The organism is Rhodococcus kronopolitis (assembly GCF_042654025.1).
Taxonomy (GTDB): Bacteria; Actinomycetota; Actinomycetes; order Mycobacteriales; family Mycobacteriaceae; genus Rhodococcus_G; species Rhodococcus_G kronopolitis.
In genome coordinates this window covers 481,586-507,651 of sequence record NZ_JBHSFO010000002.1, presented here as the reverse complement: position 1 = coordinate 507,651, position 26,066 = coordinate 481,586, and the positions used below count along the sequence as shown (strand labels likewise).

The window sequence follows — 26,066 nt, the reverse complement described above, 5'->3', positions numbered from 1 at the left end:
CCCCCCAGGGGCGTGGCGTTCGTGCGGTCCGATGGTCGACAAACCTCTCGCCCGTGTGGCGCAGTAGTGAAAGGCACACCGAAAATGAGCATTCGCTCACGAGTTACCCGTTCCGGCCTCCTCCTCACCGCGGCGGTCACCGCCGGAGCGCTGGCGCTCACCGGGTGCAGCGGAGGCTCCTCCGACGCCACGGGTGGCGAGGCCGGGTCGGGTAGCGGCGACGGCGCCACCGTCAACCTGTTCGCCTACGCGGTGCCCAAGGTCGGGTTCGACGCGGTGATTCCCGCCTTCGGCGAGACCGAGGCCGGCCAGGACGTGCACATCCAGCCGTCCTTCGGTGCCTCCGGTGACCAGTCTCGGAAGGTCAAGGACGGGGCGCCCGCGGACATCGTCAACTTCTCCGTCGAGCCGGACATCACCCGGCTCGTCGACGCCGGCCTGGTCGCCGAGGACTGGAATGCCGATGCCTACCACGGCATTCCGTTCGGCTCGGTGGTGACCATCGTGGTGCGCGAGGGGAACCCGAAGGGCATCAAGGACTGGGACGACCTGCTCGCCCCCGGCCTCGAGGTGATCACGCCGAACCCGTTCAGCTCCGGGTCCGCGAAGTGGAACCTGCTCGCGCCGTACGCGGCCAAGAGCGACGGCGGCGCGAACCCGCAGGCGGGACTCGACTACGTCAGCGCGCTCGTCAACGACCACGTCAAGGTGCAGCCGAAGTCCGGTCGCGAGGCGACGGAGACCTTCCTGCAGGGCCGCGGCGACGTGCTGCTGAGCTACGAGAACGAGGCCCTCTTCGCCGAGCGCAACGGCGACCCCGTCGAGCACGTCACCCCGCCGACCACCTTCAAGATCGAGAACCCGGTCGCCGTGCTCGAGAACAGCCGGAACCGCGAGCAGGCCACCGCGTTCAAGGACTTCCTGTTCACCACCGAGGGCCAGCGGCTGTGGGCCAAGTCCGGGTTCCGTCCCGTCGACCCCGCCGTGGCCGCGGAGTACGCCGCCGACTTCCCGGCGCCGACGAAGCTGTGGACCATCGCCGACCTGGGCGGCTGGAAGAGCGTGGACGCCGCGCTCTTCGCGAAGGACAGCGGCACCATCGCGGCGATCTACGACAACGCGAGCAAGTAACCTGACGATGACCAACGCAACTGACACAGCGACGGGGGTACCGGTGCTCGAGCTCGGCGATCCCTCGGGGACCGGCACGACGCCGGATCCGGGATCCCCGCGCAAGGCCCGGCGACGGCGACCGCGCTGGACCTCGGTCACCGGTACGGTCGGCCCGCTCGGCATCGGCGTCGCCATGCTCTGGCTCAGCGTCATCGTGCTGCTGCCGCTCGCGGCACTGACCGTGACCTCCTTCGAGGACGGCGTGGCCGGCTTCTGGGACGCGGTCACCAGCCCCGCGGCGCTGTCCTCGCTGCGGATCACGATCGGCGTCTCTGTCGTGGTGGCGTTGATCAACGTGGTGATGGGTACCCTGATCGCCTGGGTGCTGGTCCGGGACGAGTTCCCGGGCAAGCGAATCGTCAACGCGCTCATCGACCTTCCGTTCGCGCTGCCGACGATCGTGGCATCGATCGTGCTGCTCTCGCTCTACGGTCCGAACAGCCCGATCCACATCGAACTCAACGCCACCCAGCCCGGCCTGGTGGTGGCGCTGGCGTTCGTCACGCTGCCGTTCGTGGTGCGTTCGGTGCAGCCGGTGCTGATCGAGATCGACCGGGACGTCGAGCAGGCCGCCGCCTCCCTCGGCGCCGGGAACCTGACGATCTTCCGGAAGATCGTGCTGCCCACGCTGGCGCCGGCGATGATCGGCGGCGCCGGCCTGGCGTTCGCCCGCGCGATCGGCGAATACGGCTCGGTCGTGCTGATCGGCGGCAACATCCCGCACGAGACGCAGATGGCCTCGCAGCTGATCCAGCAGAAGATCGAGATCGACCGGCCGATCGACGCGGCGGCGATCTCGGTGGCGCTGCTGGCGATCGCGTTCCTCACGCTGCTGGTGCTGCGGGTGCTGGCCGGCCGCAACCAGAGACGACAGGAGCAGGCGCAGTGAACGTCTCCACCACGACCCGGCTGAGCATGCGGGTGCTCGCGCTCGGCTACCTGGTGGCGCTGCTGCTGGTGCCGATCGCGGTGATCCTGTGGCGCACCTTCGAGCGCGGGATCGGCAGCTTCATCGAGGCCATCTCCACCCCCGCGGCGATCTCGGCGCTGAACCTGTCGCTGCTGATCGTGGCGATCGTGGTGCCGATCAACGTGGCCTTCGGCGTGATCACGGCGCTGGCGCTGGTCCGGGGACGGTTCCCCGGCCGCGGCCTGATGCAGGCCATGGTGGACCTGCCGTTCGCGGTCTCGCCCATCGTGGTGGGCGTCTCGCTGATCCTGCTGTGGGGCGTCAACGGCTGGTTCGGTGCCCTCGACTCGTGGGGCTTCCAGGTCATCTTCGGGCTGCCCGGCATGGTGCTGGCCACCATCTTCGTCACGTTGCCGTTCGTGGTGCGTGAGGTGGAGCCGGTGCTGCACGAGATCGGTGACGAGCAGGAGCAGGCGGCCGCGACGCTCGGCGCGTCCAAGTGGCAGACGTTCTGGCGGATCACCTTGCCCGCCATCCGCTGGGGCCTGACCTACGGGGTGGTCCTGACCGTCGCCCGCGCACTCGGTGAGTTCGGTGCGGTGATCATGGTCTCGTCCGGGTTCCCCGGCGTCTCGCAGACCCTGACACTGCTCGTGCACTCGCGCTACATCGACGACCACAACACCTACGGCGCGTACTGCGCGGCGACCCTGCTGATGGGCATCGCCCTGGTGACACTGCTGCTGATGACGCTGCTCGACCGGAAGAGGACCAACGCATGATCTCCGTGATCGGGGCCAACAAGAACTTCGGCGACTTCGCGGCGCTGGACAACCTGAGCCTGGACATCCCGTCCGGCTCGCTGACCGCGCTGCTCGGACCGTCGGGCTCGGGCAAGTCGACGCTGCTGCGCTCGATCGCCGGGCTGGAGAACCCCGACTCGGGGACCATCACCATCGCAGGCAAGGACGTCACCGGGGTGCCGCCGCAGAAGCGGGACATCGGCTTCGTCTTCCAGCACTACGCCGCGTTCAAGCACATGACGGTGCGCGACAACGTCGCCTTCGGCCTCAAGATCCGCAAGCGGCCGAAGAACGAGATCACCAAGAAGGTCAACGACCTGCTCGAGATCGTCGGCCTCGACGGCTTCCAGCACCGCTACCCGGCGCAGCTGTCCGGCGGGCAGCGGCAGCGGATGGCGTTGGCCCGCGCGTTGGCGGTGGACCCGCAGGTGCTGCTGCTCGACGAACCGTTCGGCGCCCTCGACGCGAAGGTCCGCGAGGACCTGCGGACCTGGCTGCGACGGCTGCACGACGAGGTGCACGTGACGACCGTGCTGGTCACCCACGACCAGGCGGAGGCGCTGGACGTCGCCGACCGGATCGCGGTGCTCAACAAGGGACGGATCGAGCAGGTCGGCACCCCGCGGGACCTCTACGACCGGCCGGCGAACAACTTCGTGATGTCGTTCCTCGGCCCGGTGGCCAAGCTCAACGGTCAGCTGGTCCGCCCGCACGACATCCGCGTCGGCCGCGACCCGAGCATGGCGGTCGCACAGAAGGCAGGCACCGCCGAGTCCGCGGGCGTCACCCGCGCCACCGTCGAGCGGGTGGTGCACCTCGGGTTCGAGGTGCGGGTGGACCTGCGCAACGCGGCCACCGGCGACCTGTTCGCGGCCCAGGTGACCCGCGGCGACAGCGAGGCGCTGCAGCTCAAGGAGGGCGAGACTGTCTACGCCCGGGCCACTCTCATCCCGGAGATCCCGGCCTAGCACGCCGCATAGGATCTTCCTGGACGTGTCGATTCGACTGGGTTCCGTTCGTAGTCGGTCTCGGGCGGCCTTGGGTCTGGTCGGCACCGACTCCGAACGGGATCACCTGCAACGCAGGCTCGACGAGGCCGAGCAGTCAAGACGGACGTGTGACAACGGGCGCAGGATTACGAGTAGAGCTGATCCACAACCCAATTCGCGGCGTCCGGGCTCGACCGCAGACTCGAGTGGTCCACCGCGGGACCGCCGGGGAACACGTCTTCGTAGAAATCGTTGGTGACACCGGGCTCGGTGATGAACGAGCAGGGTCCGGCGGGGGTGGCGACCGCGTCGTTCTTGGTCGCCATCACCGCGTAACGCACCCCAGGCTGGGTAACGGGACCGTCCATCACCGCCCGATAGACGTCGGAGGCGGGGGACAACTGCAGTGTGGGACCCATGTCGGGCATCAGCGCCGTCAGCACTGGCAACAACCAGGGGGCCGCCTGCAGTACCTGCACCGGTGTGACTGGCAGATCCTTCAACCCGTACTGGGTGAGGAATCCCGCGCCGTCGCAGCCGCGCGCCTCGGATGCGAGCAGGACCACGTTGTGCACGTCCGGGCCGCCGCCGAGCACCTTGAGGTAGAAGTTCGCCACGAAAGACCCCGCCGAGTGGGCGACGATGTCGACCTTGTCCGCCCCGGTGGTCTTCTTTACCTCGGCGACGAACTGCGCCAGCTGGCGGGCCGAGTCGGGCATGTCACCCGCCCATCGCCGTCCGTCGATGATCCCACCCTGGTACAGCAGCGTGCATGCACCCTGTTGTACCAGGGTGGAGGTCATTGTTGCCCACTGCTTCTCGGTATCGGCCGTGGTGCCGTCGGCGCCGGGCAACACGATCACGGGATACGGTCGGGCACTGCTGGGCCGGCAGTCGACGGGCGGCGCGATCGTCGTGCCGACCGGTACCGGTGGCGCGGACGAGCCGGTGTCGGGAGCCGCGGTGGCGGGGCCCGATGCGATCGCCAGTGCGCCCCCGAGCGCGACCGCCAACACTCCCGCCCGCATGGACACGGATCGTCCGAATCGCCTGATCGTCATGTGCTGCTCGCCCCTTCAGCAACCGGACATCATCGCGTGCCATGGCAACAGACCTAGAGCCCGGTGTCAACACACGAGTCATTCGCCGGTGTTTCGGATCCGGCGCCGTAGCGCGGTCGGGTCAGGCGGAGAGCTCGACCCGGGCGGGCGCGAGGAGATCAACCCCGACGCGGTAGCGGTCGAGCGCCACCTCGGCCAGCAGCGGGTGTGCACCGATCACGTCGGCGCGCAACGCGTCGGGCGCGTGCACATCGGCGGCGGCGTCGATGCGGTCGGTGAGCAGGCCGGGGGCCAGGAACCAGGGTGCGATCACGATCGTGCGGGCGCCCCGGGACCGCAGGCGCGAGAGCGCCTCCGGCAGTGTGGGTCCGGCGGTGGCGAAGCAGGTCGCCGCGCCGGACCAGGAGGTGCCGGCCAGCAGCCGCGGGCCGACGGCCCTCGTGCGGTCGTTGGCGGACTCGGACGACGACCCGACGGCGGCGAGCAGCACCCCCACCTCGGGGTCGTCGAGCGCGGCACCGGCGGTCATCGCGCGGTCCCGGACCGCGGCGACCAGGCGGTCGTCGTCGCCGAGCACGTCCGCCTGGACCAGGTTCAGGCCGGGATGCCTGCGCCGCGCGGCCGCCAGCAGGCCGGGCAGGTCCACCCGGGCGTGGAACGCGCTGCCCAGCAGCAGCGGCACCACCACGGCGGCCGAGTGCCCCTGCGCGGCAAGGGTGTCGAGCGCCTGGTCCACCGACGGTGCGGACAGGTCCAGGAAGCACAGCCGCACGTCCAGGTCCGGCCGTCGGGCACGGATCGCCGCCACGGCGGCCGCGACCGCCCGCGCGGAGCGGGGGTCGCGGCTGCCGTGGGCGACAGCGATCAGCGGGACGGCCGGCGTGGGGGACACGGCTAGACGCGCTCGCCCAGCTCGATGGCCGCGATGGCGTCGCCGACCAGTCCGGCGGCCAGCGTGTTGCCGCCCGCCGGGTCGATCAGCAGGAAGCTGCCGGTGTGCCGGTTGAGGCGGTAGTCGTCCGCCACGATCGGCTCGGCGACGCGCACCGAGATCTTGCCGATCTCGTTGAGCTCCAACGTCTCCGGCAGCTGCTCCGTGGTGAGGTCCTGCTCGTCGAAGCGCTCGACGATGGACCCGACGATCGCCTGCGTGGTGCGGGTGCCGTGCTTGAGCAGCAGCCGGGCGCCGGGGCGCAGCGGCTTCTCGGCGAGCCAGCAGACGGTGGCGTCGAACTCGCCGATCGCCGCCGGCGCGTCCGTGACGGAGGCGATGGTGTCGCCGCGCGAGACGTCCACGTCGTCGGCCAGGATCAGCGTGACGCTGCGGCCGGCGTGCGCGACGTCCAGCTGGCCGTCCGCGGTGTCGACGCGGGCGACCGTCGTCCGGGTCCCGGACGGCAGGATCACCACGTCGTCACCGGGCCGGACGGAACCGGCCGCGACCTGTCCCGCGTAGCCCCGGTAGTCGGGGAACTCGGCGGTGCGCGGGCGGATCACGTACTGCACGGGGAAGCGCAGGCCTACCCGGTGCGGCTCGGCGTCCACCGGGATGGACTCGAGGTGCTCGATCAGGGTCGGACCGTCGTAGTACGGCGTGTTCTCGGACCGGACCGCGACGTTGTCGCCGTGCAGCGCGGAGACGGGGATCTCCTGCACGTCCTCCGCCGCCCAGCCGAGCGAGGAGGTCAGCGCGGTGAACTCCGCGCAGATGTCCGCGTAGACCTGCGCCGGGTCCTCGACGAGGTCGATCTTGTTGACCGCCAGCACCAGTCGCGGCACACCCAGCAGGGCGAGCACGGCCGCGTGCTTGCGGGTCTGCGAGATGACGCCCTTGCGCGCGTCGACCAGCAGGATCACCAGCTGCGCGGTGGACGCGCCGGAGACGGTGTTGCGGGTGTACTGCACGTGGCCCGGGGTGTCCGCGAGCACGAACGTGCGGTTCGGCGTCGCGAAGTAGCGGTACGCGACGTCGATGGTGATGCCCTGCTCGCGCTCGGCGCGCAGGCCGTCCACGAGCAGCGAGAGGTCGGGGGTGTCCAGGCCGCGGTCCACCGACGCGCGGGTCACGGCGTCGATCTGGTCGGCGAGAACGGACTTGGTGTCGTACAGCAGCCGGCCCACCAGGGTGGACTTGCCGTCGTCGACGCTACCGGCGGTAGCCAGTCGAAGGAGGTCGCTCATCAGAAGTAGCCCTCTCGCTTGCGGTCTTCCATGGCCGCCTCGGAAACTCGGTCGTCGCCTCGGGTGGCGCCGCGTTCGGTCAGTCGGGACGCGGCGACCTCGGCGAGGATCGCGTCGTTGTCGGCGGCCTCGGAGAGCACCGCGCCGGTGGTCGAGCCGTCGCCGACGGTGCGGTAGCGCACCGAGAGGGTCTGCAGCTCTTCGTTGTCGGCGGGTCCGCCCCACACGCCCGGGGTCATCCACATGCCGTCGCGCTGGTAGACCGGGCGCTGGTGGGCGTAGTAGATGCTGGCGAGCTCGACGTCGTCGCGGGCGATGTAGCGCCAGATGTCGAGCTCGGTGAAGTTGCTCAGCGGGAACACCCGGACCTGCTCGCCGGGGGAGTGCCGCCCGTTGTACAGGTTCCACAGCTCGGGGCGCTGCTTCTTGGGGTCCCACTGCCCGAACGAGTTGCGCAGCGAGAAGATCCGCTCCTTGGCGCGGGCCCGCTCCTCGTCGCGTCGGGCGCCGCCGAACACGGCGTCGAACCGGTTCTCGGCGATCGCGTCGAGCAGCGGCACCGTCTGCAGCGGGTTCCGGATGCCGTCGGGACGCTCGGTGAGCCGGCCGTCGGAGAGGTAGTCCTCGACCTTGGCCACGTGCAGGCGCAGGTTGTACTTGGCGACGACGTGGTCGCGGAAGTCCAGCACCTCCTGCAGGTTGTGGCCGGTGTCCACGTGCAGCAGTGCGAACGGCACCGGCGCAGGCCAGAAGGCCTTGATCGCCAGGTGCAGCAGCACCGTGGAGTCCTTGCCGCCGGAGAACAGGATCACCGGGCGCTCGAACTCGCCTGCCACCTCCCGGAAGATGTGGATGGCCTCGGACTCGAGGGCATCCAACGTGTCGAAGGAGTTGCCGTCGAGAAGCGGTCGGATGTCGGTCAATTCAGCAGTCATGAGGAGTGCAACCCGCATTCTGTCTTGGACTGGCCGGCCCACCGTCCGCTGCGCGGATCGGAGCCGGGTGCTGGCTTGGCGGTGCAGGGTGCGCACCCGATGGAGGGATAGCCCTCGTCGACGAGCGGATTCACCAGGATCGAGTGCTCGTCGATGTAGGCCTGCATGTCGTCGTCGGACCAGGCGGCGATCGGGTTGATCTTCACCAGGCCGAAGGCGTCGTCGAACGAGATCAGCGGCGCGTTGGCCCGGGTGGGGGCCTCCACCCGCCGGATCCCGGTGACCCAGGCGCGGTAGCTGCCAAGGGTGGACTTGAGCGGCGCGACCTTGCGGAGCGCGCAGCAGCGGCCGGCGTCGCGGGCGAAGAGGTCCTTGCCCTCGGCCGCGTCCTGCTCGGCGACGCTGGCCGCGGCCGCGGCGTTCACGATCCGCGGGCCGTAGACCGCCTCGACGGCGTCGCGGGTGCCGATGGTCTCCGCGAAGTGGTAGCCGGTGTCGAGGAAGAGCACGTCGACGCCGGGGTGCACCTGGGTGGCCAGGTGGACCAGCACGCCGTCCTGCATGTTCGACGCGACGATGAAGCCGGACCGCTCGCCTGCGGTCGGGGCGCCGAAGGTGTCCTCGGTCCACTGCAGCAGTTCGAGCGCCGACGCTCCGTCGAGGTTCGCCGCCCCCTGCGCGGCGAGCTCCTTCAGGTCGTCCGCGGTGGCGGCGGAAAGGTCGATACTCATCGCAGGTGCTCCTCTTCTGCTCGGACAGTCCACTCGGCGAAGCGCTCGCCCTCGGTGCGGTGCGCGACGAACTGACGCACCACGCGCTCGATGTAGTCGCCCAGCTCCTCGCTGGTCACCTTGTGCTGGCGCAGCTTTCGGCCGAAGCCGGCGTCGAGGCCGAGGCTGCCGCCCAGGTGCACCTGGAAGCCCTCGATCTGGTTGCCCTCGCCGTCGTCGACGAGCATGCCCTTGAACCCGATGTCGGCGATCTGGGACCGACCGCACGAGTTGGGGCAGCCGTTGATGTTCACCGTGATCGGCACGTCCAGGCTGGCGTTGATGTCGGCCAGGCGCTCCTCGAGCTCCGGCGCGAGCACCTGCGAACGCTTGCGGGTCTCGGTGAAGGACAGCTTGCAGAACTCGATGCCGCTGCACGCGAGCAGGTTTCGCCGCCAGTGCGACGGTCGCCCGTGCAGGCCGAGGGGCTTGAGCTCCTCGATCAGCCACTCGACCTTGTCGTCGGGCACGTCGAGCACGATCAGCTTCTGGTACGGGGTGAAGCGGACGCGGTCGGAGCCGACCGCGGCGACCGCCTCGGCGACCTTGGTCAGGATGGTGCCCGACACCCGGCCCGCGATGGGGGAGAAGCCGATCGCGTTGAGCCCGTTGCGCAGTCGCTGCACGCCGATGTGGTCGATCGGCCGTTCCGGCTTCGCCGGTGCCGGGCCGTCGATCAGCTTGCGCCCCAGGTACTCGGTCTCGAGCACTTCGCGGAACTTCTCGATGCCCCAGTCCTTGACCAGGAACTTCAGCCGCGCCTTGGAGCGCAGCCGGCGGTAGCCGTAGTCGCGGAAGACCGAGACCACGGCCTCCCACACGTCCGGCACCTCGTCGAGCGGCACCCAGGCGCCGAGCCGCTGCGCGAGCATCGGGTTGGTGGACAGGCCACCGCCGACCCACAGGTCCAGGCCGGGGCCGTGCTCGGGGTGGTTGACGCCGACGAACGCGACGTCGTTGATCTCGTGCACCACGTCCTGCTGGCCGGAGATCGCGGTCTTGAACTTGCGGGGCAGGTTCGAGAACTCGGGCTTGCCGATGTAGCGGCGCACGATCTCGTCGATCGCCGGCGTCGGGTCGAGGACCTCGTCGAGGGACTCGCCGGCCAGCGGGGAGCCGAGCACCACGCGCGGGCAGTCGCCGCAGGCCTCGGTGGTGTGCAGGCCGACGGACTCGAGGCGCTTCCAGATCTCCGGGACGTTCTCGATCTCGATCCAGTGGTACTGGACGTTCTCGCGGTCGGAGAGGTCGGCGGTGTCGCGACCGAACTCGGTGGAGATGCCGCCGAGGGTGCGCAGCTGCGCGACGTTCAGGGCGCCGGCGTCGCAGCGGACCCGCATCATGAAGTACCGGGCCTCGAGCAGGTCGATGTTCTCGTCGCCGGTGAAGGTGCCGTCGTAACCCTGCTCGCGCTGGGTGTAGAGACCCCACCAGCGCATCCGGCCGCGCAGGTCGGACTTGTCGATGCTGTCGAAGCCCTGCTTCGAGTAGATGTTCTCGATGCGGGCGCGGACGTTGAGCGGGTTGTCGTCCTTCTTGGCCTGCTCGTTGGCGTTGAGGGGCTCGCGGTACCCGAGGGCCCACTGGCCCTCGGCGCGGGTCTTGGCGGGACGGGCCGAGCGCGCGCGGGCCGGGGGCGGGGACTCGGCGTTGCTGGGAGGTGAAGTGTCGACAGTCTGCGACATCGGGCGCTCCATGATCTAGGGCGCCGGTCTTACGTGCAGGTATGTGGTCACCGAGAGGGCTGTCCCGAGCCACATCCGAGACCGGCCGGGACAACAGGGGGCTGGCGGAATGCGTCTACGCAGAGAAGGGCAGACAGCTACAGACGCGCTTGAGGTCGACGTGGCGTCGCGCCACGAGCATGGTCTCAAGTCCGGTCACGTGGGAAATCATGCCAGATCACCTCGGTAAAACCGACCCCCCTCCGGCATTTCCCCCAATTTCGGGGGAAATGCGCTGGCAGGGGTCGGTGTGATCTGCGACATAGCGCGGCGCGATCGTCGCTGACCGGGCATTTCGCCGGTGGTGGGGTCGGTCCGCGGCGATGGGAGACTGGAGGGGTGAGTGCAACCGGCGGAGTGGACGCAAGATGAGTGGATCGATGCCCGAGACGACCGCGGACCTGGACTTCGCGCTGCCCGAGAGCGCGCTGGCCGGGGTGGGGACGCGGCCCTTCGGGATCTACGTGCACGTGCCGTTCTGCGCGACCCGCTGCGGCTACTGCGACTTCAACACCTACACCGCCGGCGAGCTGGGCAGCTCAGCATCGCCGCAGTCCTGGCTGGAGGGCCTGCGTCGCGAGCTCGACGCGGCCGCCGTGATGCTCGGCGCCGACGGCCGCGAGGTGCCGGCCGCGCAGACGGTGTTCGTCGGCGGCGGCACCCCGTCGCTGCTCGGCGGCGACGGGCTGGCCGACGTGCTCGGGGCGGTCCGGAGCAGCTTCGGGCTGGCGGCCGGCGCCGAGGTGACCACCGAGTCCAACCCGGAGTCGACCACGCCGGAGTTCTTCGGCCGGATCCGAGACGCGGGGTACACCCGGGTCTCGCTCGGCATGCAGTCCGCCGCGCAGCACGTGCTCAAGGTGCTCGACCGCACCCACACCCCGGGCCGCGCGGTGGCCGCCGCGCTCGAGGCCCGCGCGGCCGGGTTCGGGCACGTCAACCTCGACATGATCTACGGCACGCCGGGCGAGCGCGACGAGGACCTGGACGCCACGCTGGAGGCGGTGCTCTCCGCGGGCGTCGACCACGTCTCGGCGTACGCGCTGATCGTCGAGGACGGCACCGCGCTGGCCCGTCGGGTGCGCCGCGGCGAACTGCCGGCCCCGGACGACGACGTGCTCGCCTCCCGCTACGAGCGGATCGACGCGGCACTCTCGCGGGCCGGTCTGACCTGGTACGAGGTGTCGAACTGGGCGGCGGGCGATGCCGCGGCCACCGACACCGCGGCCTGCCGGCACAACCTCGGCTACTGGGACGGCGGCGACTGGTGGGGCGCCGGCCCCGGTGCGCACAGCCACGTCGGCGGGGTGCGCTGGTGGAACGTCAAGCACCCGGCGCGCTACGCCGACCAGTTGGCGGCGGGTCGGCTGCCGGTGGGCGGCAGCGAGGTGCTCGGTGCCGAGGACCAGCACACCGAGCGGGTGATGCTCACGTTGCGGCTGCGGACCGGGCTGCCGACTGCGGACCTGAGCGCAGGCGAACTCGCCGCCGCCGAACTGGCCGTCGAGGACGGCCGGCTGGTCCGTGACGGCGACAGGTTGGTGCTCACCGACCGGGGTCGGCTGCTGGCCGACGGCGTGGTCCGCGACATCCTGACGGCGCCCGACCTGGCCTGAGCTGCAACCCGTGCGCGAGCCGCGCGCTGTCGCCCTTCACGTCGAGGCGCCCGGATCGACGACCGAGCGCTGGGTCGGCGGCAGGTCAGCGCAGGGCGTCGTAGTCGAAGACCCTGGCGTGCAGGACCACCCGGTTGCGCAGTGCCGAGCGCACCGCCCGGTGCAGGCCGTCCTCGAGGTAGATCACGCCGTCCCACTGCACCGCGTGCGGGAACAGGTCGCCGTAGAACGTGGAGTCCTCGGACAGCAGTCGGTCCAGTTCCAGCACCTTCGTGGTGGTGACGATCTCGTCCAGGCGCACCTGGCGGGGCGGGATCTTGGACCAGTCACTGACCGAGAGACCGTGCTCCGGGTACGGCTTGCCGTCTCTCACGCCCTTGAAAATCATTGCTGCATCCGTCGCGGTAGTCGGTGGTGTGCCGGTGTGGCACTCGAAGGGGGATCGCTTCGCGGCACCACAGTAAGGCCTCGGCGGGGCGGGTGTGCCAGGAGATTAGAGTGGTCACTGACAGCGGGGTGTGTTGCACGCCCCGCACGGAGAGATGCATGCCCGGACGACCGGTCGTGTGACCCGGGGAAACGGAGGTGAGCTGACGTGTCGAGTACCGATGACCGACGTTTCGAGGTGTTGCGGGCGATCGTCGCCGACTACGTGTCCACCCAGGAACCGATCGGCTCGAAGGCGCTCGTCGAGCGGCACAACCTCGGCGTCTCCAGCGCGACCATCCGCAACGACATGGCGGTGCTCGAGGCCGAGGGCTACATCGCGCAGCCGCACACCAGCTCCGGCCGGGTCCCGACGGACAAGGGCTACCGGCAGTTCGTCGACCGGATCGCCGAGGTCAAGCCGCTCTCGCCCGCCGAACGCCGCGCGATCCTCGAGTTCCTCGAGTCCGGGGTGGACCTGGACGACGTGCTGCGTCGTGGGGTGCGCCTGCTGGCGCAGCTGACCCGTCAGGTCGCCGTCGTGCAGTACCCGACGCTGTCCGCGTCGTCGGTGCGGCACCTCGAGGTGGTGGCCCTGACCCCGGCGCGGCTGTTGCTGGTGCTGATCACCGACTCCGGCCGGGTGGACCAGCGGATCGTCGAGCTGGGCGACGCGATCGACGACGAGAACCTGTCCCGGCTGCGGGACCTGCTCGGCGGCGCGCTCGAGGGCAAGCGCCTGGCGGCCGCGTCGATCGCGGTCTCCGAGCTGGCGGCCGAGGCCCCCGACAACCTGCGCAACGCCGTCGTGCGCTCGGCGACCGTGCTGGTCGAGACCCTGGTCGAGCGCCACGAGGAGCGGCTGGTGCTCGGCGGCACCTCCAACCTGACCCGCAACGCCGCGGACTTCACCGGCTTCCCGGGCTCGATGCGCTCGGTGCTCGAGGCGCTCGAGGAGCAGGTGGTGGTGCTCAAGCTGCTCGCCGCGACCGGCGACGCCGGCACCGTCACGGTGCGGATCGGCGAGGAGACACAGGTCGAGGAGATCCGCGGTACCTCCGTGATCACCACCGGCTACGGCACCGCAGGCAACGTGTTCGGCGGCATGGGTGTGCTCGGGCCCACTCGAATGGACTACCCGGGAACAATCGCCTCGGTGGCAGCCGTTGCCAGGTACATCGGTGAGGTGCTCGCCGAGCGTTGAACCGCGCGCGGATCGCCGCGCCGCACGGGCCGTACCGGCCCACTACTGACCGATTTCTTCTGCAAGCTGATCTATCGACGAGGGCGAGAAAAGAACGTGGCACGGGACTACTACGGATTGCTGGGAGTCGGGTCCAAGGCGACCGACCAGGAGATCAAGCGGGCCTACCGCAAGCTGGCCCGGGAGCTGCACCCCGACGTCAACCCGGACGAGTCCGCGCAGGCCAGGTTCAAGGACATCTCGACCGCCTACGAGGTGCTCTCCGACCCGGAGAAGCGCCGCATCGTCGACCTCGGCGGAGACCCGCTGCAGCAGGGCGGCGGCGGGGGCGGCGGCTTCGGCGGGGCCGGCTTCGGCGGCGGGCTCGGCGACGTGTTCGAGGCGTTCTTCGGTGGCGCGGGCGGCGGCGGCTCGCGCGGGCCGCGCGGCAGGGTGCAGCCAGGCGCGGACTCGCTGCTGCGGACCAAGCTGACGCTCGACGAGTGCGCGACCGGCGTCACCAAGCACATCACCGTCGACACCGCGATCCTGTGCGACAGCTGCACCGGATCCGGAACCAACGGCGACTCCAAGCCGGTCACCTGCGAGACCTGCGCCGGCGCCGGCGAGGTGCAGTCGGTGCAGCGTTCGTTCCTCGGTCAGGTGATGACCTCGCGGCCGTGCCCCACCTGCCGCGGCGCCGGCGAGACCATCCCCGATCCCTGCCACAAGTGCGGCGGCGACGGCCGCGTCCGGGCCCGCCGCGACATCGCGGTCAAGGTGCCGGTCGGCGTGAGCACCGGAATGCGCATCCGGCTCACCGCGCAGGGCGAGGTCGGCCCCGGCGGCGGACCGGCAGGCGACCTGTACGTGGAGGTCCAGGAGCAGCCGCACGAGACCTTCGTCCGGGACGGCGAGGACCTGCACTGCACCATCCGGGTGCCGATGGTCGACGCGGCGCTCGGCACCACCGTCACCATCGAGACCATCCTCGACGGGCCGACCGAGATCACCATCCCGGCCGGCACCCAGCCCGGCACGGTCGAGTCGGTGCGCGGGCACGGCATGCCGAAGCTGCGCTCGGGGATCCGCGGCGACCTGCACGCCCATCTCGAGGTGGTGGTGCCCAACCGCCTGGACGGCAAGCAGACCGCCGCCCTGCGTGAGTTCAAGGACCTGCGCGAGAAGGACTTCGCCGAGGTCGTCACCACCGGGTCGCAGCACAACGGCGGACTGTTCTCCCGGCTGCGCGACGCCTTCAGCGGTCGCTGACGGGTCGGGCGGGTACATCATGGCCGCGACGGTCTTCTACCTCGATCCGTTGCCGCCGGTCGGGGCGGTCGCCGTGCTCGACGGCAAGGAGGGCAGGCACGCCGCGACGGTGCGCCGGATCCGGGTCGGTGAGCAGTTGGTGCTCGCCGACGGCCGCGGCGCGATCGCGCGCGCGGTGGTGGTCGAGGTCGGCAAGGACCGGCTGGACCTCGAGATCCGCGAACGCGACGAGCTGCCGGCCGCGACGCCGACGGTGACGCTGGTGCAGGCACTGCCCAAGGCGGAGCGGTCCGAGCTGGCCGTCGAGCTCGCCACCGAGGCGGGGATCGACGCGATCGTCCCGTGGCAGTCGGCGCGTTGCGTGGCCCGGTGGGAGGGCCCGAAGGCGGTCAAGGGCGTCGCCCGCTGGCAGGCCGTCGCGGTCGCCGCCGCGAAACAGTCACGGCGAGCGCACATTCCGGAGGTCGCCGAGCTGCATCGCACCGCGGCCGTGGTCGAGTTGGTGTCCCGGGTGACCGCCGGCGGCGGCGTCGTCGGGGTGCTGCACGAGTCGGCCACCACCGCGCTGGCCGGGCTGTCGCTCGACGGCGTCGCGGAGCTGGTGCTGGTGGTCGGGCCCGAGGGCGGACTGGACGACGCGGAGGTCGAGGCGCTGACGGCCGCCGGCGCGGTCGCGGTGCGCCTGGGCCCGACGGTGCTGCGGACCTCGACGGCGGCCGCGGTGGCGCTGGGCGCGCTCGGCGTGCTCACCGACCGCTGGGCCGCGCGGCCCCTCCAGTAGCGGCCGTGCCACGCCAACGCGTCGACTACGGACCCGAGCCGCAGCAGTTCGGGCACCTGTACCTGCCCGCCACCCCGGTCGCCGAGCCGGTGCCGGTGGTGATGCTGGTCCACGGCGGCTATTGGAGCGCCGACTTCCACCTGAACCTGGCGACCAGCCTGGCCGTCGAACTGTCCCGGCTCGGGGTCGCGGCGTGGAACGTCGAGTACCGCCGGGTCGGCGCGGGCGGCGGCTGGGCGCAGACCAGTGCCGATATGGAGGCCGCGCTGGCCGCCGTCGGCAGCGTCCTGCCCGCGCTGTCGCCGGTCCCGCTCGACCTCGACAACGTCCGGATCGTCGGGCACTCCGCGGGTGCGCAGTTGGCGTTGTGGGTTGCCGGGCAACGGGACTCGCCGATCCGTCCGGAGCGGGTGGTCGCGCAGGCGGGCGCGATGGATCTGGTCGCGCGCGCGGCCGGCCGCACCGCCGGGGCCGCGCTGGCGGCGTTCTTCGGCGCCACGTTCGAGGACGCGCCGCAGCTCTACCGCGACGCCTCACCCGTCCACCGGGTGCCGATCGGTGTTCCGGTCGTCTGCATCCACGGCGCGCAGGACGCGCAGGTGCCGGTGGCGGCCAGCCGCGCCTACGTGGACGCGGCCCGCGCGGCGGGGGACCGGGTCGCGCTGTGGGAGGTTCCGGGGGAGGGGCACAACGCGTTCCTCGACCGCACCACCCGCAGCTGGGACCTGACGCTGCGGGCGGTGCTCGACGAGGATCCCTGGGCCGGTTAGGCCGAACCGGTCACCTCGACGATGTTGACGCTCAGTTTCGGCACGGTGGTACTGCCGCCGGCCTGCGTGTCGTAGGTGTAGGAACCGAGCACCTCCGCGTGCATGGTGACGAGGTCACCCTTGACCACGTCCCGGATCAGTGCGGCGGTGTCTCCCACGACCAGGGTGTTCTGGTCGTAGTCGTACACGCTGTCGGGCACGAGAGGTGCGGTGCGGGCGAGGAACTGGGTCGTTCCGGTGGCGGAGTCGAACTGCGTCACCCGGCCGTACACGACCACCTTGCGTCCGATTGCGGCGTCGGGATTCTTGGCGATGAGCGCGAAGTCGCGCTCGGTGAGCTGCTCGTACGTCGCGGGGTCCTTCTTCGCGGCCTCCGCGGCCTGACGCTTCGCGGCCTCCGCCGCCGCGGCCTCCTCGCGCGCCTTGGTCGCGGCGGCCTGGGTCTGTCGCCGGGCCTCGGCCTGCTCCGCGGACTCCGTCTGGGTGGCGGAGGACGTGGCCGCCGGTTCCGGCGTGGTCGAGGTGCTCGAGCAGCCCGTGAGTGCGGTGAGCACCGTCAGCGTCGCTCCGGCGGACAGCAGGGCGCGGCGCGTCAGCGGGGTGCGGCCGATCAGTGTGGTCATCGGGGGTCTCCTGTCGAGGGTGTGGATCAGGCGGCGGCGGAGCCGGTGAGGAGCAGCGCGCCGACGGCAGGCAGCACGGCGCTGCCGACGACAGCGCTACCGATCAGCGGCACCGTGAGGTCGGGCGCCGCGGGTGCGGGTGCTGCGGGTGCTGCGGGAGCGGGTGCCGCGGAGGGAGAGTCGCCGATCCGGTTCCACGGCAGGCAGTTCCAGCTCTCGAACGCGGCGTCGGTGGGCTTGATGTCCACCACGACCCGGCCGTGGCCGTAGGCGTAGGCGATGACGTCGTCCGTCTCTCCCGAGAAGCCGGCGAGACGGGTGCCCCAGCAGTTGACGTCGCCGTCGATCGGACCGGGTGAGGCGTAGAGGCCGGGCTCGATGTCGACCCCGACGATGTACGTGCTGTCCACGGGGATCGTGGTGGCGGCCGCGTTCGCGGTGCCGGCGGCGCCGACGGTGACTGCGGCGGCGAGGACGGACACGGCGAGGGTGGTGGTGTGGGTACGCATGGTGAAACCTCCAGGGTGATCGGTTGATGGGGTGGTGGGTGATGGGGCGTCGGAGTCAGGCAGCCGCGCGGAGCGGAGCGACGATGTTGTCCGCGACGGCCGCACGGATCTCGTGGGCGATCTGCGCCTCGTGCCCGCGGCGCGCGGCGACGGCGAGTCGGTGGGCCGCCTCGTTGAGAGGGTGGCCGTCGTGTCCCCGGACCCAGGAGAAGCGAACGCGCCCTCCCAGGTTCAGGTGGTGGATGCGGTCCACGGTCCTGGCGACCTCGCCGCGGTTCGGGTGTCCGGAGCCGAGGCAGGCGAGCGCCGCGCGACTGTCGGTGAGGACGTGGAGGGGACGGTCCCGGAAACTGGAGACGGCGAGTTCGATCGCGAGCAGCTCGCCGACCAGGACGGAGCCGACGTCGGGGACCATCTTCTGGCGGCGGACGCCGTCGGCCCGGACGCAGGCCACGCCCACGCCGCGCCGACGGGTGCACTTGGATGCATCCGTCGCGACGACGAGCTCGGGCAGCGGCCCAGCGGCGGCAGCGGCGGCCGCCGCGAGGTCGGCGACGTGCTCAGACATCGCGTTGGCGGCGGCGAGGAGCAGGGCGGGCATCCGGCCCCGCGGCGCCCCGACGAGGTTGATGGCCGTGAACGAGCCGGCCACGGCCAGCAGTTCGGTGCGGAGCCCGGCGTCGCTGACGTAGACCGGCGTCGGATTCGCGGTTCCGGCTGCGTGCTCGTGGACGTACTCGAAGGCGTCGAGCGCGGTGGCCCGGCGGTGCTCGTCGCCGGTGCCCGCCCTGGTGAAGACGCGGGTCGCGAGCGTGGTGCCGTCGAGGGTCGTCGCCGCGCTGAGCGAGAGTTCGGACTCGGTGCCTGCGGTGTGGCGGGAGTGGATCACTGCGATGGTCATCTGGCTGCTCCTGTCGGTCCCGGGTGTTGGGACCAACAGTCGGGCATTCAAGCGCCCAGAACCACTGTGGCAGTGATAAGTGGGGTTATCGCAGTGACAACAAGTAATGTCGGTGTCTCGCGCTACCGTCGATCGCAATCGGCCGCGCCGGACCGGTTCGACAGTAGGGAAGGGATACGACACATGAGCGGTACGTCGGCGTCACTCCTGCTGTTGTCGAAGCCGGCCATCGCCGCGCTCGCGAAGGTGCAGCGGCCGGTGGTGACGATGTGGATCACCCGGTACCGGGAGACGACGCACCCGTTTCCGAGTCCCGTCACCACGCAGTCCCGGGTTGATCACTACGCGGCGGACGAGGTGGTGCAGTGGATTCGGTCGCGGGGCCTGGGCAACAGCGACACCCTCGTCGAGGATCTCGCCCTGCATGCCGTGCTCGGTCACGAGTCGACGCTGCCGGCCGACGCGGTCCTGGAGGGGGTGACGGCGCTGCTGTGCGTGAAGGTCTTGCTCGGGGTGCAGCTCGCCGAACTCGATGCCGACGACCTGCTGGACGAGGTCGACGGCCTGGACCCGGACGATCGGTTCCTGTACCGGGAGGTGGAGCGGCTCGGCGGCGAGGTCGAGTTGCTCGCCGCGTACGTCGACACGATGGTCGACGCCGCCTACACGCCGGCCGAGGCGTTCGAAACGCTGATGCGGCAACGCTTCCGGCTCGGGATGCGGGAGCTGAGCGAGTCCGCACTCCGCCCCGCCGCCCTCGGGTTGGCGGCACGGATCGCGGCGGCGTTGACCGCCGAGGAGGGCGCGGTGTTCGTCGATCCGTCGGTCGACGGCAGCGACCTGCTGGTGACGCTGCGGTCGCTGCTGCCCGAGTTCACGGACGCGGTCGCGATGTCCGGCTGGTCGGACACCGCGGCATCGCGCCTCGCGCGCCGTCGGCTTGTCGTCCACCAGTGGCGGATGCGCCCGGACAGCATCGACGGCGACGGCATCGCCGGCCCGGCGACCTTCCTGATGCAGTTCCCCGCGCCGGGCGCACCGATCCTCTCGGATGCGCAGATCCTGTCCGCGATCGACGATCTCGCGCTGCAGATGAGGGACGGACAGGTCGCGGTGATCGCCGGTCCGGCGAGCGCCCTGGTCGACCCGCTCGCGGACCGGGACGCCGAGTCGATCCGGTCGGCGCTGCTCCGCACGGATCGGGTGCGTGCGGTGTTGCGACTGCCGGAGGGGCAGCGGGTGTCGCGGCCCGGACTGTCGACCGCGCTGTGGGTGCTCGGCTCCGCCGATGTGTCGGTGCCGCCCGCGGACCGGTGGACGGTGCTGGCGGATCTCGGCGGCGCCGAGATCGACGAGTACGTCACCGAGGCGGCGCTGTCCGATGTGCTGGCCGCGATGGGTACGCAGGAGTCGAGGAAGGCGCATGCCTTCCGGGTCGGCGGGACGTACCCGACGGCCGTGCCGCTGGCGTCCGGGTCGCTGTTGCCGCCGCGACCGCACCGCAAACCCAGGCCCCGCACCGCGGGGGCCGAGCTTGCGGGCCGGGTGGTCCACCTCGTCGGCGATTACCGCGAGGGCGCAGCGAGGATCGATCCGCGGCTGACGGTGCCCGTCGAGTACCGCTCCGCCGATCCGAAGCCGACGGAGTCAGCGGGCCTGCTGGCCCGATCGCAGATGCTCGCCGTGGTTCCGGGCAATCGCATCGACGCCGCCGACCTGGTGGACGCCGACGCGGACACCGCCGCCGGTGTGGTGCGGGTGATCGGGACCGACGAGGTCCTCGGACACCGGGCACTGGGCACGCGGGGAATCGACCGGCTGGAGCTGACCACGCGGTATCCGAACGGCCGCTACACCGAACCCGGCGACATCGTGTTCTGCACCAGCCCGGCGTTCGGGGTGCTCGTCGACGTCGAGGGGTCGTCGGTCGTGCTCGCCCCGGCCCGGATCCTGCGGGTGACGGATCCGCTCGCGTCCGGTCTGGTGCCCGAACTGATCGCCGGGCACCTGCGCGCCACCGGCATCGGTGACCGTGCGCCGGGTGCGATTCGACGAGGAAAACCGTGGCGGTCGTGGGAGATTCCCCGCATCGACCCGGAGCGGGTGCCTGCCGTGACCGCGGCATTGGCAGACCTGCGACACCGCCGGAAGGCGGCCGAGGACTTACTTGCGACGATCGAGCGCCTGACCGACACCGTCGTCGACGGGGTGGGCAGGGGCGCGTTGGTCATCGCCGAGGACACTGTGTTGGAACCCGAGAAAGGCTGAGGATGCCCCCCAAGAAGAAAGTCGCCGTGGCTGCGCCGTCGACGATGAAGGAACTGAAGGACACGCTGTGGAAGGCCGCGGACAAGCTGCGCGGATCCATGGACGCGTCCCAGTACAAGGACGTGATCCTCGGGCTGGTGTTCCTCAAGTACGTCTCGGACGCGTTCACCGAGCGGCGCGAGCAGATCCACGCCGAACTCGCGGCGGACGGGATGGATGAGAACCAGATCGCGCAGTTGATCGACGACGAGGACGAGTACCGCGCGGGCGGGGTGTTCTGGGTTCCGGGTAAGGCCCGCTGGGAGTTCCTCGCAGACCACGCGATGGGCATCCAGGAGACGCCGGGCGTCGAGGGTAGGACCGTCGGTCAGCTCGTCGACTCTGCGATGAATGACCTGATGGCCGCCAACGAGAGCCTGCGCGGCACGCTGCCGGCGACCTTCAACAAGGACGGCGTGGACCAGCGCCGCCTCGGTGAGCTGGTCAACCTGCTCGGCGACACCCGGTTCACCGGTCAGGGCGCGACGAAGGCGCGCGACCTGCTCGGCGAGGTGTACGAGTACTTCCTGGAGAAGTTCGCCCGCGCGGAGGGCAAGCGTGGTGGCGAGTTCTATACGCCCGCCGGTGTGGTGCGGGTGCTGGTGGAGGTGCTCGAGCCGTTCGGCGGCCGCGTGTACGACCCGTGCTGCGGTTCGGGTGGCATGTTCGTGCAGACGGAGAAGTTCATCGAGCACCACGGCGGCAACGCGACCGACGCCGCCGTGTACGGCCAGGAGCTCAACCAGCGCACCTGGCAGATGGCGAAGATGAACCTCGCGATCCACGGCGTCACCGGCAATCTCGGGGACCGCTGGGAGGACACGTTCGCCCAGGACAAGCATCCGGACCTGCTCGCCGACTACGTCCTGGCGAACCCGCCGTTCAACATCAAGGACTGGACCCGCAAGGAGGACGACAAGCGCTGGCGCTACGGCGTCCCGCCGTCCGGCAACGCGAACTACGCGTGGATCCAGCACATCATCTCCAAGCTCGCCGAGCGCGGCAGCGCGGGCATCGTGATGGCCAACGGCTCGATGTCGTCGAATTCCGGTGGGGAGGGCGAGATCCGGGCTCAACTCGTCGAGGCCGACCTGGTGTCCTGCATGATCGCCCTGCCGACGCAGCTGTTCCGCAGCACCGGCATCCCGGTCTGCGTGTGGTTCCTCGCGAAGGACAAGGGCGTCGGGCCGAAGGGGTCCATCGACCGCCAGGGTCAGGTGCTGTTCATCGACGCCCGCAACCTCGGTTACATGGTGGACCGTGCCGAGCGGGCGCTGTCCGACGAGGACATCGCCAAGATCGCCGGCACCGTGCACGCCTGGCGCGGAACGGAATCCGCCGCCGGTGCCCTGTATGAGGACGAGCCCGGCTTCTGCTATTCGGCCGAGCTGGCGGAGATCAAGGAAGCCGACTACGCGCTGACGCCGGGCCGGTACGTCGGGGCGGCGCCGATCGAGGACGACGGTGAGCCGATCGAGGAGAAGATTGCCAGGCTCACCGGGGAGCTGTATGCGCAGTTCGACGAGAGTGACCGGTTGCAGGCGGTTGTGCGGGAGCAGTTGGGGAGGGTCAATGGCTAGGTCTGTGACGGTAACTGGAGGACGCGATGCTGCCTCCGGTGTCATACCGGGGCGATACGCACTGAGTGTTGGGATGCCGGAACTTCAAGCAGCGGAAGGCTTCCATTGGCGTCTGCTTACAGATTTGGCACGGCTTGAGAGCGGGCATACCCCTCGGCGAGCTGAGTCCAGCTACTGGGATGGTGATGTGCCGTGGATCGGAGTTCGAGACGCTACTGCAAACCATGGACTGACTATCTCGACGACGAATCAGTACATCACTGAGGCAGGTCTTGCGAATTCATCAGCGCGGCTCTTACCCGCAGGAACTGTTTGCTTGTCGCGGACTGCATCGGTCGGCTACGTAGTCACGATGGGCGTACCGATGGCGACGAGTCAGGATTTTGTGAATTGGGTTTGTGGTCCAGAACTCTCCGGCCGGTATCTCCACTACCTCTTGATGGTTGAGCAGGAGAGTATTCGTCGGTTTGCTTACGGTACGACACATCAGACGATGTACTACCCGGAAGCGAAAGCACTACACGTGTGTGTCCCTTCCCGGCGTGAGCAGGACGCCATCGCCGAAGTCCTCGGCGCCCTCGACGACAAGATTGCCGCGAACCGAAAGTTGACAGACGCGGCCTTACATCTGGCAGACCTATTGGTTCGACTAAGCGATTCGTGGGTTCCGATCGGCGAGGTCGTTGAGTATCGGAAGGTCAGCCGTAGTCCGGAGAGGATGGGCGCTGATGTAATCGCGCACTACAGCCTGCCGGCATTCGACAGCGGGCAGCTCCCGGAAACCACGCTGTCACAGGACATCAAGAGCGCAAAGTTCCGTATCGAGAACCCAAGCGTGTTGATTTCGAAGCTAAACCCACGGTTCCCGCGTATCTGGGACGTGGCAGAGCTGCCGGTGCACCCGGCATTTGCGTCAACTGAGTTTCTGGTCTTGGAAAGTCTGCACTCTTCGACCTCGGTGCTTGCGGCGGTGCTGAGACACCCGGATGTGTCGGCCCAACTCGAGATGAAGGTCGCGGGTACATCTGGCAGTCATCAGCGTGTGAAGCCGGATGATCTTCTGGCAACGCGGATTCCGGACCCAAGGGCGATCGGCGTTCAGACGAGGGAATCCATAACTTCGATGGGCCGGTTGGTGAGCCGGGTGCGGAACGAGTCCGTCGAGTTGGCGGTGCTCCGCGACACCCTCCTCCCACGCCTGATGTCGGGCGAGCTTCGCGTCCGCGATGCGGAGCGTGCGGTGGAGGTGGCACTGTGAGCGCCGGCGGTAGCCCGGACCTGTCCGCGGTTCCCGGCGCCGAAACCTAGTCGCCGACCGTCAATTCAGGGGAGTGCCTGGATCAGGATCTGCGGGACCGTCTGCAGGAGATGGAGACCGGCGAGGTGTTCGAGGTGATGTCGCAGACCTCGACAGGGTGGGGTACTCGCTGCAGGCGGCTCGCGCCGATCACGTGGGCAGCATGGCGGGCGCATGGATCGAGGCCCAACTCGGCGCTCTGAATGAGTTTCGGGGACCAGGTGCTGTTCGAGACACGTCGATAGGGGCGGGCACGACCGTCTCGGTGATGATTCAAGTTCCGACACAATCGTCACAACCAGGAACGAGTCGTGCCCGCAGTCCCGTCCTCGCCCGTGCATGCCCGAGTGCCCGACACCGGGATCCTCGACGCACTCGCCGAGGAGGTTACGAGGCGCCGTCGGGGTAGCTTCCCGGCGGCGCCTCACCATGCCCTCTTGACAGCCTTTCCTACCTATCAGCTGAGGCGGCTCATTCGAAGCGCAGGTCGGCGCCGGACGGCGTCGTATCGGCGTCCCACACGTGTTCGTAGGATTGTTCGACCAGTGGCCACAGGTGCTGTTCCCCGTCGTGCACCGAGTTCACGACGTCGGCCCCGTTGCCGAAGACCACGAACTCGTGGGGGATGACTCGTCCCGCTGCGTCTCGTCGCCCCTCCGGGTCCGGGAATCGCACTGCGACCACGTGTCCGTTTCGGCACCAGGCCGCGGGTTCGTCCGCGAGTTCGGCGAATGCGCGCTCGTACTCGGGAAGCGGATCGCGTAGTCCTGCATCGAGCAGGAATCGAAATCCCCAGTTCCGGCCCCGAGTCGCCCAGATCAGGTGTGATCGGGACACTTCGTCCGCAGTCACTTCTGCTTCTTGAGCACGTTGTCGGTCACCGCTTGGTCGAGGTCGATCTTGAACTGCGTGAGCATGGCCCGCAGGTACTGGTGCTTCGCGCGCGCGTCCTCGTTCATGTCCCTGAGTTTCGGGCCGACCATCTTGATCGCTTCACCGAGCATCGGGAGAGCCTTGACCAAGATCGCGGCCTTCGGGTTCTTCTTGGCGAACGCCCACAGGAGCTTCTCGATCACTGCGAAGTTCTCACCAATCAAGGCCGCTGCGATCACGTCCGCCCCGTCAGCGAGCTTGTCAGCCACCTTCAGTGGAAGCTCCATCTTCTTCTCCCACAGGACCCGGCGCTCCAGTGGCAGAAGTGAGGCGATGGGGAGTACCAGGTCGAGGCCGATGCGCTGTTTCAGATCGATCTCGACGGGCTCGGCGCTGTCTGCCTTGAGTTTGAACTTGGCGGACGAGAGGAGCATGAAGTCCTCGCCGATGGACAGTGCGTCCGGCGTGTCGATCATGTCCGCGATTGTCGAGTGCAGCTTCTCGATTTCGCCAGCAGCCTTCAGGATGACGAGATCACGGAACGTGTTCACGTCCCAGTCGGGCAGCAGATCGGCCTTCGACAGCGACAGGATCCAGATCCGGGGGAACTCGACCAGCGGGCCGTCACCGCCGAGGAGAGGGACCTTGAGCAGAGCCAAGCCGTGGCGAATGTTGTGGAAGAGGGACATGAGGTACCTCTCTTCCTCTCCGCGGTGGTCGAGAAGCTTCTGTGCGTCCACGAGGAGAAGAGCGACATCAGAACTGAGCAGGGTCCTGAAGGTGTCGATCCGGCGCTGGGCCTCTTCCTCGCTTCTCGGATCGTCTTCGAACCACTCACCCGGGTAGTCGTGCCATGCCAGGCGCAACTCGTCGAATGGACGCTTCTCTTCCTCATCGCACTCGCCGGCCTTGAGCTTGACCGAGAAGTCGTATGTGGTGTTGGCAAAGCGGGTTTGCATGGGCGTCTGTGCGTTTTTTTTCATGCCGAGGTAGTTCTGGTACAGGCGAACTCCCTGCCCGAGCTTGTTGGCAACGAGGTCCCAGAGATCGTTCTTGAAGTTGCCCTCCTGGGTGCGGCCGTAGAACGATGACACCAGCACGGTCTTGCCCGACCCGGACTCGCCGAAGACCGCGATGTTCTGCTGCTGAACCTTGGGAAACTTTGCCATGGCCGGAAACCTATCCCAGCCGTCCGACGCTGTCGGTAGGGACGGGTGCATTTTGTCCGGACGCCCAGGACCCAGGCAAAGTCGCACAGCCCCACGTCAAGTCGCATGAAGCAGGTCAACCGGCCGCCGTGGGTGACGGTGCGACGGACCTGCAACACCTGCACCGCATGCGGAAGGTCGAGGCCGCCGGCGGCTTCGTGGCCTTGATCGTGC

General features: G+C 69.3%; 25 protein-coding genes. 12 read left to right on the top strand and 13 right to left on the bottom strand.

Going from position 1 to position 26,066, the window contains the following annotated elements; genetic code table 11:
- Positions 1 to 84: 84 nt before the first annotated feature.
- Genes ACFO6S_RS05650 through ACFO6S_RS05635 form a run of 4 tightly spaced genes read left to right on the top strand, consistent with a single transcriptional unit; the run spans position 85 to position 3,854 of the window.
- A complete protein-coding gene (locus ACFO6S_RS05650) occupies positions 85 to 1,131 on the top strand; it encodes a sulfate ABC transporter substrate-binding protein (protein ID WP_378414913.1) in 1,047 nt (348 codons plus the stop codon).
- A 7-nt stretch (positions 1,132 to 1,138) separates the two neighbouring features.
- Positions 1,139 to 2,062 (top strand): sulfate ABC transporter permease subunit CysT, encoded by a 924-nt coding sequence (gene cysT, locus ACFO6S_RS05645; RefSeq protein WP_378414911.1) that lies wholly within the window; start codon positions 1,139 to 1,141, stop codon positions 2,060 to 2,062.
- A gap of 26 nt (positions 2,063 to 2,088) precedes the next feature.
- Positions 2,089 to 2,865 carry a sulfate ABC transporter permease subunit CysW gene (gene cysW / locus ACFO6S_RS05640; protein ID WP_378415244.1) on the top strand — a complete coding sequence of 259 codons (777 nt, stop codon included), beginning with the start codon at positions 2,089 to 2,091 and terminating at the stop codon, positions 2,863 to 2,865.
- Positions 2,862 to 3,854, top strand: a complete 993-nt coding sequence (locus ACFO6S_RS05635) for a sulfate/molybdate ABC transporter ATP-binding protein (RefSeq protein ID WP_378414909.1) — start codon at positions 2,862 to 2,864, stop codon at positions 3,852 to 3,854. The genes cysW and ACFO6S_RS05635 overlap by 4 nt, the downstream gene beginning before the upstream one ends.
- A gap of 167 nt (positions 3,855 to 4,021) precedes the next feature.
- Here ACFO6S_RS05635 and ACFO6S_RS05630 read toward each other — a convergent pair whose 3' ends face one another.
- From ACFO6S_RS05630 to ACFO6S_RS05600, 7 genes are all read right to left on the bottom strand, one after another.
- Positions 4,022 to 4,903 (bottom strand): esterase/lipase family protein, encoded by an 882-nt coding sequence (locus ACFO6S_RS05630; protein ID WP_378414907.1) that lies wholly within the window; start codon positions 4,901 to 4,903, stop codon positions 4,022 to 4,024.
- A 154-nt stretch (positions 4,904 to 5,057) separates the two neighbouring features.
- Positions 5,058 to 5,828, bottom strand: coding sequence for a sirohydrochlorin chelatase (locus ACFO6S_RS05625; RefSeq protein ID WP_378414906.1), 771 nt, complete (start codon positions 5,826 to 5,828; stop codon positions 5,058 to 5,060).
- Between the two features lie 2 nt (positions 5,829 to 5,830).
- Positions 5,831 to 7,117 carry a sulfate adenylyltransferase subunit 1 gene (locus tag ACFO6S_RS05620; RefSeq protein ID WP_378414905.1) on the bottom strand — a complete coding sequence of 429 codons (1,287 nt, stop codon included), beginning with the start codon at positions 7,115 to 7,117 and terminating at the stop codon, positions 5,831 to 5,833.
- Complete coding sequence (gene cysD / locus ACFO6S_RS05615) at positions 7,117 to 8,052, bottom strand: sulfate adenylyltransferase subunit CysD (protein WP_378414903.1); 936 nt, start codon at positions 8,050 to 8,052, stop codon at positions 7,117 to 7,119. Before cysD ends, ACFO6S_RS05620 begins: the two co-directional genes overlap by 1 nt.
- Positions 8,049 to 8,783, bottom strand: coding sequence for a phosphoadenylyl-sulfate reductase (locus ACFO6S_RS05610; RefSeq protein WP_378414902.1), 735 nt, complete (start codon positions 8,781 to 8,783; stop codon positions 8,049 to 8,051). The genes cysD and ACFO6S_RS05610 overlap by 4 nt, the downstream gene beginning before the upstream one ends.
- Entirely contained in the window at positions 8,780 to 10,507 is a 1,728-nt protein-coding gene (locus tag ACFO6S_RS05605) for a nitrite/sulfite reductase (protein WP_378414900.1), read from the bottom strand. Before ACFO6S_RS05605 ends, ACFO6S_RS05610 begins: the two co-directional genes overlap by 4 nt.
- A 115-nt stretch (positions 10,508 to 10,622) precedes the next feature.
- Complete coding sequence (locus tag ACFO6S_RS05600) at positions 10,623 to 10,718, bottom strand: putative leader peptide (protein ID WP_378414898.1); 96 nt, start codon at positions 10,716 to 10,718, stop codon at positions 10,623 to 10,625.
- 208 nt (positions 10,719 to 10,926) lie between these two features.
- On the opposite strand from ACFO6S_RS05600, the gene hemW reads away from it, so the two are divergent.
- Complete coding sequence (gene hemW / locus ACFO6S_RS05595; protein WP_378414896.1) at positions 10,927 to 12,162, top strand: radical SAM family heme chaperone HemW; 1,236 nt, start codon at positions 10,927 to 10,929, stop codon at positions 12,160 to 12,162.
- 85 nt (positions 12,163 to 12,247) lie between these two features.
- On the opposite strand, the gene ACFO6S_RS05590 is transcribed toward hemW, so the two are convergent.
- Positions 12,248 to 12,550 (bottom strand): type II toxin-antitoxin system VapB family antitoxin, encoded by a 303-nt coding sequence (locus tag ACFO6S_RS05590; RefSeq protein ID WP_378414895.1) that lies wholly within the window; start codon positions 12,548 to 12,550, stop codon positions 12,248 to 12,250.
- A gap of 207 nt (positions 12,551 to 12,757) precedes the next feature.
- Here ACFO6S_RS05590 and hrcA point away from each other — a divergent pair, with 207 nt between their 5' ends.
- The 4 genes from hrcA (at position 12,758) to ACFO6S_RS05570 (ending at position 16,594) form a co-directional block, all read left to right on the top strand.
- A complete protein-coding gene (hrcA, locus tag ACFO6S_RS05585) occupies positions 12,758 to 13,792 on the top strand; it encodes a heat-inducible transcriptional repressor HrcA (protein WP_378414893.1) in 1,035 nt (344 codons plus the stop codon).
- 96 nt (positions 13,793 to 13,888) lie between these two features.
- Positions 13,889 to 15,043 carry a molecular chaperone DnaJ gene (gene dnaJ / locus ACFO6S_RS05580; protein ID WP_378414891.1) on the top strand — a complete coding sequence of 385 codons (1,155 nt, stop codon included), beginning with the start codon at positions 13,889 to 13,891 and terminating at the stop codon, positions 15,041 to 15,043.
- A gap of 19 nt (positions 15,044 to 15,062) precedes the next feature.
- The gene (locus ACFO6S_RS05575; RefSeq protein ID WP_378414889.1) at positions 15,063 to 15,824 is read left to right on the top strand and encodes a 16S rRNA (uracil(1498)-N(3))-methyltransferase; all 762 of its coding nucleotides are present in this window, start codon (positions 15,063 to 15,065) and stop codon (positions 15,822 to 15,824) included.
- Between the two features lie 5 nt (positions 15,825 to 15,829).
- Complete coding sequence (locus ACFO6S_RS05570) at positions 15,830 to 16,594, top strand: alpha/beta hydrolase family protein (protein ID WP_378414887.1); 765 nt, start codon at positions 15,830 to 15,832, stop codon at positions 16,592 to 16,594.
- On the opposite strand, the gene ACFO6S_RS05565 is transcribed toward ACFO6S_RS05570, so the two are convergent.
- From ACFO6S_RS05565 to ACFO6S_RS05555, 3 genes are read right to left on the bottom strand one after another with little or no spacing between them, the layout of a single operon-like run.
- Positions 16,591 to 17,217 carry a DUF2510 domain-containing protein gene (locus ACFO6S_RS05565; RefSeq protein ID WP_378414885.1) on the bottom strand — a complete coding sequence of 209 codons (627 nt, stop codon included), beginning with the start codon at positions 17,215 to 17,217 and terminating at the stop codon, positions 16,591 to 16,593. The genes ACFO6S_RS05570 and ACFO6S_RS05565 overlap by 4 nt on opposite strands.
- 26 nt (positions 17,218 to 17,243) lie before the next feature.
- Positions 17,244 to 17,726 carry a hypothetical protein gene (locus tag ACFO6S_RS05560; protein WP_378414883.1) on the bottom strand — a complete coding sequence of 161 codons (483 nt, stop codon included), beginning with the start codon at positions 17,724 to 17,726 and terminating at the stop codon, positions 17,244 to 17,246.
- 55 nt (positions 17,727 to 17,781) lie between these two features.
- Entirely contained in the window at positions 17,782 to 18,627 is an 846-nt protein-coding gene (locus tag ACFO6S_RS05555) for a ribonuclease H family protein (protein WP_378414881.1), read from the bottom strand.
- Between the two features lie 183 nt (positions 18,628 to 18,810).
- Between ACFO6S_RS05555 and ACFO6S_RS05550 the strand changes: the two genes are divergently transcribed.
- The 3 genes from ACFO6S_RS05550 to ACFO6S_RS05540 are packed head-to-tail and all read left to right on the top strand — an operon-like array spanning position 18,811 to position 23,772.
- Entirely contained in the window at positions 18,811 to 20,895 is a 2,085-nt protein-coding gene (locus ACFO6S_RS05550; RefSeq protein ID WP_378414879.1) for a hypothetical protein, read from the top strand.
- Positions 20,896 to 20,897: 2 nt separating this feature from the next.
- Complete coding sequence (locus ACFO6S_RS05545; protein ID WP_378414877.1) at positions 20,898 to 22,514, top strand: class I SAM-dependent DNA methyltransferase; 1,617 nt, start codon at positions 20,898 to 20,900, stop codon at positions 22,512 to 22,514.
- The gene (locus tag ACFO6S_RS05540) at positions 22,444 to 23,772 is read left to right on the top strand and encodes a restriction endonuclease subunit S (protein ID WP_378414875.1); all 1,329 of its coding nucleotides are present in this window, start codon (positions 22,444 to 22,446) and stop codon (positions 23,770 to 23,772) included. Before ACFO6S_RS05545 ends, ACFO6S_RS05540 begins: the two co-directional genes overlap by 71 nt.
- Positions 23,773 to 24,282: 510 nt before the next feature.
- On the opposite strand, the gene ACFO6S_RS05535 is transcribed toward ACFO6S_RS05540, so the two are convergent.
- Together ACFO6S_RS05535 and ACFO6S_RS05530 are read right to left on the bottom strand one after the other, a co-directional pair.
- Entirely contained in the window at positions 24,283 to 24,495 is a 213-nt protein-coding gene (locus ACFO6S_RS05535) for a hypothetical protein (RefSeq protein ID WP_378414873.1), read from the bottom strand.
- Positions 24,496 to 24,659: 164 nt separating this feature from the next.
- Positions 24,660 to 25,853 carry a TRAFAC clade GTPase domain-containing protein gene (locus tag ACFO6S_RS05530; protein WP_378414871.1) on the bottom strand — a complete coding sequence of 398 codons (1,194 nt, stop codon included), beginning with the start codon at positions 25,851 to 25,853 and terminating at the stop codon, positions 24,660 to 24,662.
- Positions 25,854 to 26,066: the final 213 nt, after the last annotated feature.